This is a genomic window from Candidatus Enterovibrio altilux (assembly GCF_002381345.1).
Taxonomy (GTDB): domain Bacteria; phylum Pseudomonadota; class Gammaproteobacteria; order Enterobacterales; family Vibrionaceae; genus Enterovibrio; species Enterovibrio altilux.
This window is the reverse complement of record NZ_CP020660.1, coordinates 1,225,760-1,237,020: the sequence shown is the minus strand read 5'-3', so window position 1 is coordinate 1,237,020 and position 11,261 is coordinate 1,225,760. Positions and strand designations below refer to the sequence as shown.

Sequence of the window (11,261 nt, the reverse complement as noted above, 5' to 3'; positions counted from 1 at the left end):
CTAAGCAACTAAGCAACTAAGCAACTTAAATGCTCAGGTCTATAAAAAAACTTCGCTACCAAAAATTACTTAAAACAGTATAATAAAGCTTTAATCAACCGTGGCTCAACTAATATTCTGGATTGTTGAATGAGCCATTCAGTTATGGAACCAAACTAAGCCAAGTAATCGTGGGAAACCTGGTTTATTTATCGACTTAGTCATTACGATGACCCTCATGATTCAGCGCATATTTCCATTGCTAGTGAGAAGTTTGCAAAGACTAATTAATTCTATTTTCAAACTTACTCAACTGCCATTGTTATACCCTCACTATTCGTGCATTAGCAATGCGAGCTACAATAATTAACATCGCGTTACAGACGAAGAATAAAGAAATGATTCCGTACTGAACCAGTGTTTATACAGGACTAAAGGTCTAGGGGGGATAAAAGCCAATGAAAAGCAAAAAGCATGACACTTATCGGAAACAGCGAGTTTAACGCAAATTACATTTAGCTGTAGATATAAATATGCATGAAATAATTGCTTCTGAGTTAAGTGTATCAAATATGACTGACGGCACAGTACTATCTAGCTTGCTCAAACAGATCCGGCGAAGAATCAATGAAATATCAGCTGATGGTGCTTACGACACCAAAAAATATTACGAAATCGTTTGTATTAAACGAGTGATTCCACTCATCCCACCAAGGAAAGAAGCAACTTTTGGGGAATGAAGTTTTCGTAGAATCTGACGGTAAGTTATCAGACATTATACAGTTCCAATAAACATTGAGCTTAAGAGATTACAATATTCAGGTTAGAGAAACCTACGCAATAATAAAGGCATTACATAAGTTGACAGGGCTAGATATGCCTGAAATAAAAGCGGTTATCTCATAGTAAATAATGCTCGAATTTACGATTTGAACTCCAATTAAAAAACAAAGTCACTCGTTAAATATGAATATCAATTACAAATCACGATTAATTCATAAGATATATAACCATAATACAAATCAATTCGCAACACTACTTGGGGTCATAAACACCATCAAAAGTGATCAAAGAAATTTACACAAACTAAACTGAGGAAGCTCCAATACTAGAGCAAACTCTAGACCTTTTAAGCCGCTTTTTAAAAAAATACATCTACTGGCTTCTCTTTGTTAGCTTTTTTTGAGTATGGACCTAAGGTTGGCAATTGCAGCCGATCCTTTAGTTATTCTCTCTTCTTGAGTTTGCGGTTGCTTCTTTTCTTCCCACTCCACGTTACAAGACAGCTCTTCCAAAAAACGACTAGGCATTGGCTTTATTAATCCACCATACTGACGACGTTCTTCGCACAATGTAAAGGTCATCTCTTGCTGTGCGCGGGTTATCCCGACATAAGCTAAACGGCGTTCTTCTTCGACATTGTCTTCATCAATACTTGATTGATGCGGCAATAAACCCTCTTCCATGCCAATTAGAAATACGTACGCAAATTCTAACCCTTTTGATGCATGCAAAGTCATCAACTGCACCTGGTCAGCATCGACACTTTTTTCATTACGTTCCATCATATCACGAAGCGTTAAACGTTGGACCACTTCATGCAACGTTTGAGGCTCGTTATTATAATTGTCACCTTCCAGTTCAGCGACAATCCAACTATACAAATTAGACACGTTTTTCATCTGCATCTCTGCCACTTTTACAGAAGATGCTGTCTCGTATAAGTAATCTTCGTAGCGGTAATCACGCACTAGCAAACGAATAGCTTCAACAGCATTACCACGTTCAGATTCCTCAAAAAGTTCAAGAATCCAACGAGTGAATCGCTGGAGCGACCCTAAGCTACGACCATTCAGATGCTGCTGTAAGCCCATTTCTAAACTTGCAGAAAAAAGACTTTTCCCACGCATGTTTGCATATAACCCCAGTTTTTCAAGCGTCACGGAGCCAATTTCACGACGCGGTCTATCCACGATTCGTAAAAAAGCATTGTCATTATCTTGGTTCGTTAGTAAACGCAAATATGCCATAATATCTTTGATTTCTACACGAGAAAAAAAAGAGGTTCCCCCGGAAATTTTATAAGGAATCCGGTTTTGCATCAGGACCTTTTCAAACAGAATCGACTGGTGGTTACCACGGTACAAAATTGCATAATCTTTATAGTTAGTGCCATTCATAAATTTATGCCTGATGATTTCACTCACTACACGTTCTGCTTCATGATTTTCATTGTTTGTTTTTAACACCTTCAGCATGTCACCGTTAGGCCTCTCAGAAAAAAGAGTTTTTTCAAACACGTGAGGATTGTTAGCGATTAATATATTTGCTGCACGAAGGATGCGACTGGTTGAACGATAGTTTTGTTCCAGTTTAATCACTTTAAGATTGGGAAAGTCCTGATTCAATGTAAGCAAATTTTTAGGTTGTGCACCGCGCCAGCTGTAAATCGATTGATCATCATCACCTACTACGGTAAAATATGCTCTCTCACCCACCAATAGCTTAATCAATTGATACTGGCTGGCATTAGTATCTTGATATTCATCCACCAATAAATAACCAATTTCACTCTGCCAACGTTCTCGTACTTCTTGATTCGTTTGCAATAAAACAACTGGCATTAAGATTAGATCATCAAAATCTAAAGCATTATACGCCTTCATCTGCTTGTGATACAGACTAAAACACTGCGCAAACAACTGATCTTGCTTTCCCGTTACCAAAATTTTAGCTTGAGCTGGTGTTAACATGTCACTTTTCCAACTAGCAATTTTGCAAAAAAGTTGTTTCAACAGGCCTTTATCACCCTCAATTGTATTCTCCGTTAAACTTTTTAATAATGACATTTGGTCTTCCGCATCAAAGAGAGAAAACCCAATTTTTAGGCCTAATATTTTATATTCACGCCGAATAATATCGAACCCCAAAGTATGAAACGTCGATATCGTTAACCCTCGTAATTCTTGTTTTCCGAAAATTTTCCCAACACGCTCTTTCATTTCTTTGGCTGCTTTATTGGTGAATGTTACTGCCATAATATGACGTGCCTTGTAACCACAATGCTGAATTAAATAGGCGATTTTATTAGTAATAACACAGGTTTTACCCGATCCAGCACCCGCCAAGACTAAACACGGTCCAGACACATGATGGACAGCGTTATTTTGGGCAGGATTGAGTTGCATATGGTGCCTCTATTTATCTTGAGCGATAGGTCATCTGTACATTGTCAAGGCTATGTTGCCTAATTCAAATCCAAATAGCAACTTTCTACATAATGAACTATTAGACGTTCACTTTTTTTTAGGCATACTTGGCTCTACCAACTTACTTCACTCTTTTATCATGGCATAAGTTTCGCTAATCTAAATATTGGAATCCTTTAAGTTCCACGTCACTCTGAGGAGTTTTTGATTCGAAAAATTACCGTCTTTGATCAAAAAGATTTATGGTAACTGACCGCTAAATTACATGGATAACTTCATTTCCAAACAGCTGCACTTTTATCTGGGTGATATCAGTGAAACCGTGACTTTAATACGAACAGCTTAGTAACTTAATTGTGTGTCGTAACCACCTTTGCCTGATATTGCATTGATTCATCAGAGAATATGTTTGCGCACGTCAGGTAACACGTCACCGTCAGTCACATATGGCGCATTTAACTCAGCAGCAGTGATTGCATGCATCTTTATGTTTACCAATAATGATAACTTATGCCAGACTCTCTGTTCCCATCAGTGCCATGCTTTTTTATTTTTTATTCGTCGTTACCGTAGACTTTAGATCCCTATATTCAATGGTTAAGTGCTAGATGATTCCGTTAGTCTTCAGTTTTGAACGCTACATTAACTGTTTTGGCACGCTTGCTAATGCATGAATAATAAGAGCATGACAACAACATTGATAATACGCGTTTAACCATGAGAGCCATCATAATGGCTAAGTCACTAAACAAATGCGAGCCCTCCATAATTACTTCATTTAGCTTAATCCCATTGCTAAATGGCTTATTAAGCAATCCATAATGTTAGTGAATCACGATTGCTGAAAGCTTGATTATGCTGTTTCTAGTTAGTTTTTTGGTAGCAAAGCTTTTTCATAGACTTAAATATTTAAGTGCCTAGCTATTTAGCGTGTAGCTTAATAATTTAGTGTCCTAATTTAAGAAATACATCCTGAATCAATGCATTGAATGCATGACTCCATTTTGATGTATAGTTCAAGCTAGGTAATATTAGGTAGATAGTTTTTTTGCGTATGCACATCAATAAAGACGATTAAGTTATTTACCTTAGAGGATTTGATTCAATAAATGATCAACTTTAATTCGTTTAATCCGCTTCAATAGTTTACGAACTCTCACAGGATAATCCTCTAATTTTTCAAGGTGTTTGTAGCTGCCAATGAATTGTGTATGTTCTAGGATCGTGTCAATTTCCTGTTGAGTTTGTGCTTCCAATAACCGATGATGGTCATGAATTAAGATAGCATTTTCTAAATCCAGCTTCCATGCTCTAGGGTTTAAGTTATTACCTGTGAGTAACATATAGGTTCTGTCTACCCAAATCCCCTTCAGGTGGAAACTATTATCATCATGTTTCCAGAGGTTGATGCGAAGTTGTCGTTTTGCGATAATGGCTTCATTGCGACGAGCAAAATTACGAAGATTTATTTCGTACAGATATGGTAGTCCTGCAATTGTTTTGAATGGTTCACTGGGCGGAATATAAAAGTCGTTTGCCGTTTTATCACCAACAATGATGGTAATAGTGGCACCACGCTGCAGAGCTTTACGCAGCTCTCGCATCACGCTTCTTGGTGGGTTGAAATAAGGTGTACAGATAATGAGTTCATTACGTGCACTAGCAATCAATCGGCATATTTGAGTATTTAAATAATTTTTATGTTTCCCTAGACCAACCATTGGTGTCAAACCTACGTGTTTTTCTGTGGTATGTTGAGAAATAAAATTATAACTGGAACTTTGTAATCGGGAGCGAAGATCGCGAATTGCTAATTTTAGAACTTTGGCATTAGGACGATGTGGCTGCGTCAAACAAGTCACTGCAGCACTAGAGACTAATGTGTTTCCAATAAAGTTAACCATGCAATCGGCAAGCACTTTATTTTTTATAATATGGTAGCGATCGTAGCGATAACGGTCATGCTGTGCGAGATAGACATCATTTAAGCTTGCGCCACTATAAATAACAGTATTATCCATAACAAAGCCTTTAAGATGAAGAACACCAAAAACTTCTCTATTTCTCACTGGTACGCCAAGAACATCAATTTTATGAGTGAATCTTTCGGCATAGTCTCGATATAGCAATGCATTCCCGTCTGATTTGTTGGCACCAATAAGACCACGCTGTGCGCGATGCCAATCAACCAGTACTTTGATATCTAGTATTGGATTCTTTTGTTTGGCCACATAGAGAGCATCTAAAATACTACGGCCAGCTTCATCATCTTGTAAATAAAGTGTGACGAGAAAGATGCGAAACTTGGCCTGTGCAATTTCGAGCAGCAAACGCTTTCTAAAAGATGCAGCATTAAGTAACGTTTCAAGCTGATCTGGACATTGCGCAATTTTTGGGAGCTGATCGATCAACTGCTTATTTACAGTAGCTGAATCCATTATGGCCTCATTAAATTTAACTGAATCTTGGGTTAACCGAAAATTAAACTTTATTTTACACCAAATATTGCGTGATTTTAAACGTCCTTGAGACGTTGTTTTACAGCAAAGCTTATTCATAGACCTGAATATTCAAGTTAGCCTCGTCGTTTAGAGCATACAATAATAATGTAGTTGCTTGATTTAGGAAACAAAGCCGTTATAGGATTCCAATCAACATTAGAAAACGAAGTATGGTCACCATAAACGTTTCCTATCATAAACGGTAACCTTGGAGTCAAAAAATTACTCGGATAAAGATTGAATTTAAAAAAATATAATGTTCAGCTTAGTGAAATCTACGCGATCATAAAAGCATTTAATAGGCTGACAAGGTTAGGTATGCCGAAAACGAAAGCAATCATATAATAGTAAATCATATTGGGTTCTGCCATCTGAACTTGAATGAGGTAACAAATTCATTAACACCTGACTTTGACTTGAGTTAGAATCATAGAAAAGCAACTACCTAAACTAATAACATATAATTGAGTGGCAGCCCAGTAATGACAAGCCGTACTTTTAATATAGATGCCATTCGCAGCATTTTTCCTTCATTGAACCACCAGATCCATGGACAATCATTAATCTACTTAGATAATGCAGCAACAGCACAAAAGCCTCAACCTGTAATTGATTGCATCAGCAATTACTACTCAGCAGCAGCGGCAAATGTTCATCGCGGGAGTCACGCATTGACGACATCAATAACTAACCGTTTTGAAACAGCACGAAACACGGTCGCACAATTTTTAGGTGCAAAAAATAATTGTATTGTTTGGACCAGGGGCGCAACTGAGGCGTTAAATTTAATTGCTCAAAGCTATGGCCGGCAAACATTGAAACCGAACGATGAAATTCTCATAAGTGAAATGGAACATCACGCTAATATTGTGCCATGGCAACTGATCGCAGAGCAAACAGGCGCCCGCATCGTGAAATGGCCCATTAATACCGTCACATGCACTTTAGACATGACAGTGTATGAAGAACTACTTAACGAACATACAAAAATTGTGTGTATAAATCATGTTAGCAACGTAACAGGTACCAGAAATCCCATCGAAGTAATTATTAAAAAAGCACACGCCATAGCATCTATTGTTGTGATTGATGGCGCACAAGCTGTTGTGCACGAACCGGTTGATGTCATTGCGTTAAACGCCGATTTCTACGTTTTTTCTGGCCATAAAATGTTCGGTCCCACAGGAATTGGAATCTTATATGGCAAAGAGGAATTGCTAGATACAATGCCACCATGGCACGGTGGAGGAAATATGATAAAACAAGTCACTTTCAAAGAAACACAATTTGCTGAATCTCCAGCCAAATTTGAAGCAGGTACACCGCATGTGGCTGGAGCTCTCGCGCTTTCTGAAGCTATTACTTGGCTAAATACACTTGACAGACAAAAAGCTGCAATACATATTGCGACACTACAATCACAGCTCATTGAAGGTATAAAAAACATCAACAACCTCTCTATTATTGGTTTACAAATAGGTGCAAGTGTTATTGCATTTACCGTTAACAACGCGTGCCATTCCGACATCGCGATCCTATTAGACCAACAAGGTGTTGCTGTTCGCTCTGGTCATCACTGCGCGCATCCATTAATGGACGCACTTGGAATTACAGGTTGTGTGCGCGTTTCTATCGCCTTGTACAACACATCAGATGACATTGCATGTTGCATTACTGCCATTCAAAAAGCTTGCGAATTGGTCTGAATAAAAAAGTACCCTAAATACATTACTTGCCCATGCGTTTGGTACGAACATAACAAACAACCATAGTTTAAATTTTATTTCCTAATTCGAGCGCAGATAACCAATCTCCACATGATTGACGATTAGACGATCGCTTTCGTTTGAGACATACTGAGCTCTGTCAGCTTATTTAATGCTTGTATTATGGTGAAAGTTTGGCTAACCTGAGCATTATAATCCTTTAGGCTCAATGTCCCTCTGTGTAATTTTTAACTCAAAATAATGTCATATTTGATAGGGATAGGGAATATTTATTGTAACTATACCTCAATTTTTCAGTTCGAATTTGAATTATATTACTTTTGGTAACTAACCGTTAAATTACGCGGATGATATCGTAAGCATCATCGTCTGATATTGCATTTATTCTACGGCAGGCCTGTTTGAACAAGTTAGGTAACGCTTCACCGTCAACCATTTTTGATACACTTAACTCAGCCGCAATGATTTTATGCATATTTATATCTCCCGTTAAATGTAACTTACGTCCGACTCGTCGTTTTCCATTAGTGCCAGGCTTTTTTACTTGCAACTCTACTTCACCATAGACTTTTAGGCGTATGGCATCAATGGTTAAGTACTGATGCTTCATTTATTCTTCGTCTTGCACGTGACGTTAACCGTTTGAGATCGCTTGCTAATACATGACTAATGAGGGCGTGACAATGACAGTTGAGCAAGTTTTACTATATCACTGTCAGCTCGTTGTCTTGTGACGAAGATTATTAATATACCTGCATATTTAAGTAAACCTAGCTGTTTAGAGCGTAGATTCGTAATCTGATTGCCTAATTGAGGCAACAAAGCCTATCAAATTATTGAAAACGACACTTGCTGAGGCTTATGCTGAATACAAATTTTTCTTCACTTCTTTTCGTAGCTGGTAAGGTTGTTTACAATGTATTCTAACTGTGACTTTAAGCAATCTCGCTTTAGTATGATTCAGTTACTATTATAATCCAAGGTTAGCCAATGTACATAAGTACCGACGAACTTCGCACAATATTTCTCAAATTTTTTGAAAACAAAGGGCACAAAATCGTGCTAAGTTCATCGCTTGTGCCTGCAAACGACTCAACACTTTTGTTTACAAACGCAGGTATGAATCAGTTTAAAGATTGCTTTCTTGGCACAGAAAATCGCGCATATACACGCGCAACATCAGTACAAAGATGTGTACGTGCAGGCGGTAAACACAATGATTTGGAAAATGTAGGTTTCACTACCCGTCATCATACATTCTTTGAAATGTTGGGTAATTTTAGCTTCGGTGACTACTTTAAAGAAGATGCTATTCGCTATGCATGGGAATTTTTAACTGATGTTTTGAAACTGCCAGAAGATAAGCTGGTAGTAACGATTTACGAAACGGATGATGAATCATTTATGCTGTGGCATGAAAAAATTAATATTCCGGTTGACCGTATTGTGCGAATTGGCGATAAAGAAGGTGGTAAACCCTTTGAGTCAGATAACTTCTGGCAGATGGGTGACACTGGCCCGTGTGGCCCTTGTACTGAAATTTTTTACGATCACGGTGATCACATATGGGGTGGCCCTCCGGGTTCACTGGAGGAGTATGGCGACCGCTATATCGAGATCTGGAACAATGTATTCATACAGTTCAATCGTCTAGCCGATGGCACGATGGAACCATTGCCGAAACCGTCAGTTGATACAGGGATGGGCATTGAGCGTATTGCTTCAATTATACAAGGCGTTCACTCTAACTATGAAATTGACATCTTCCAAGCACTGATCAAATCAGCAGCAGAGATTATCGACTATCCAGAATTGTCACACCAGTCTTTGCGCGTAGTGGCGGACCACATTCGATCATGTGCATTTTTAATTGTTGATGGTGTCATACCATCAAATGAAGGCCGTGGTTATGTACTGCGTCGTATTATTCGTCGTGCAATTCGTCATGGTAAGAAACTAGGCGCACAAGGTTCTTACTTCTACAAGCTTGTTGGGCCACTGGCAAAAATCATGGGTACCGCAGGTGAGGAACTGAACACTCAACAAGCATTCGTTGAAAAGGTACTAAAGATTGAGGAAGAAAATTTTGGTCGTACTCTTGAGCGTGGGATGGCTATGCTTAATGATGCATTGAGAAACCTTCAGGGTAACGTACTTGATGGCGAAACTGTCTTCAAACTTTATGATACTTTTGGGTTCCCTTCTGACTTAACCAACGATATAGTACGAGAGCGCAATTTAGCAATCGATGAAGTGCGCTTTGAAGCTGCGATGACCAAGCAACGTCAACGTGCACGTAACACGGGTAACTTTAATACCAAATATAACTCTATAATTAAAATAGATAATCATTCAAATTTTATAGGCTACAATACGACACAAGCACAAGGTATAATTACCCATATTTTTATTAATGGGTTATCGATTGAAATGCTAGCTACGTCAGATGAAGCTATTATTACTCTTGATCAAACGCCATTTTATGCTGAGTCAGGCGGTCAGAGTGGTGATGCTGGTTTCCTTATCTTAGGCACAAGCAAGTTTAAAGTTATTAATACCCATAAATTTGGCTCAACAATTGGCCATCGTGGTAAATTAATTGAGGGTACGTTGTCTGTTGGCGACAATGTAGACGGACAGGTTGATGTAGAACGTCGTCAAGCGATTACATTGAACCACTCAGCAACACATCTTCTTCACAAAGCATTACGCATTGTTCTTGGCGAGCATGTGCAACAGAAAGGTTCTTTGATTCGTGCAGAGAATTTACGCTTTGATTTTTCAAACCTAGAAGCAGTTAAGCCTGAAGAATTACGTATCGTAGAAAAATTAGTGAATCAACAAATTCGTTGTAACTATGACGTATCTACTCAGTTGATGGACATTGATTCAGCCAAAGCAAAAGGAGCAATGGCGCTATTTGGCGAAAAATACGATGACCAAGTCCGCGTACTAAGCATGGGTGATTTTTCAATTGAACTATGTGGTGGCACACACGCAGATCGTACTGGTGATATAGGCATGCTGAAAATCATCTCCGAAGGTGGTATAGCCGCTGGCATTCGTCGTATTGAAGCGGTGACAGGTCAAGGCGCTGAAGATGTATTTTATCGTCAACAGCAAGCATACACTCAAAAAGTAAATGAATCTCAAGCCCGCATCAAAGCACTTGAAAAAGACATTCAACAACTGAAAAATAAAGTGGCTGTCCAAAAGAGCGCTGACCTTATCAATCAAGTAACAGAAATCAATAACATTAAAGTTCTTATTAGCCAGCTAAATAATGTTGATAACAAAGCATTACGCACTATGGTTGATGATCTTAAAAATCAGATAGGTTATGGCATCGTCTTCCTTTGTAATGTTACCAACAACAAAGTTGATTTGATTGCTGGCGTAACAAAAAACTTGACACATAAAGTGAAAGCGAACGAATTGGTTAATATGGTTGCACAGAAAGTAGGTGGTAAGGGCGGTGGACGTCCGGACATGGCACAAGCTGGAGGTAATGATATTACTGCACTGTCAAGCGCGCTAAATTCAGTGACGCCTTGGCTAACGGAGCGTCTATAAAGGTTATGTTCCCTAATGCAAATTCAAACAGCAAATTTCAATATGATTCACTATTAAACGCTCATTTTCGTTTTAGACATACTTAATCTACCAACTTATTTAATGCTTTCATCATGCTCAGGTTTCGCTAGTCTGAGTTGTATGCTCCCTTAGGTTCAAGGCCCTCTCACAGTAGTTTTTTGATTCGAACCATTGCTGTCTGCTAGGGAGCCATTATGATAACCAGCTTTATTTCCTCAAGCATAGAACTAAATTTTCAATCCACACTCTAA

Annotated in this window: 4 protein-coding genes and 2 pseudogenes; 3 read left to right on the top strand and 3 right to left on the bottom strand. The window is 38.5% G+C overall.

The features are described 5' to 3' along the window. Nucleotides 1–93 precede the first annotated feature (93 nt). A pseudogene (locus BTN50_RS05205) lies at nucleotides 94–885 on the top strand (IS5 family transposase). A gap of 266 nt (nucleotides 886–1,151) precedes the next feature. On the opposite strand, the gene rep reads toward BTN50_RS05205, so the two are convergent. Next, complete coding sequence (gene rep, locus BTN50_RS05200) at nucleotides 1,152–3,167, bottom strand: DNA helicase Rep (RefSeq protein WP_096619277.1); 2,016 nt, start codon at nucleotides 3,165–3,167, stop codon at nucleotides 1,152–1,154. A 1,109-nt stretch (nucleotides 3,168–4,276) separates the two neighbouring features. After that, nucleotides 4,277–5,626, bottom strand: a complete 1,350-nt coding sequence (gene pssA, locus BTN50_RS05190; RefSeq protein ID WP_096619276.1) for a CDP-diacylglycerol--serine O-phosphatidyltransferase — start codon at nucleotides 5,624–5,626, stop codon at nucleotides 4,277–4,279. Between the two features lie 545 nt (nucleotides 5,627–6,171). Here pssA and BTN50_RS05185 point away from each other — a divergent pair. Beyond that, the gene (locus BTN50_RS05185) at nucleotides 6,172–7,395 is read left to right on the top strand and encodes an aminotransferase class V-fold PLP-dependent enzyme (protein ID WP_096619275.1); all 1,224 of its coding nucleotides are present in this window, start codon (nucleotides 6,172–6,174) and stop codon (nucleotides 7,393–7,395) included. A gap of 373 nt (nucleotides 7,396–7,768) precedes the next feature. Here the strand turns inward: BTN50_RS05185 and BTN50_RS05180 are convergent. After that, nucleotides 7,769–8,124 (bottom strand): annotated as a pseudogene (locus tag BTN50_RS05180) (IS5/IS1182 family transposase); the annotation flags it as partial. A 282-nt stretch (nucleotides 8,125–8,406) separates the two neighbouring features. Between BTN50_RS05180 and alaS the strand changes: the two are divergent. Beyond that, nucleotides 8,407–10,989, top strand: a complete 2,583-nt coding sequence (alaS, locus tag BTN50_RS05175) for an alanine--tRNA ligase (RefSeq protein ID WP_096619273.1) — start codon at nucleotides 8,407–8,409, stop codon at nucleotides 10,987–10,989. Nucleotides 10,990–11,261: the final 272 nt, after the last annotated feature.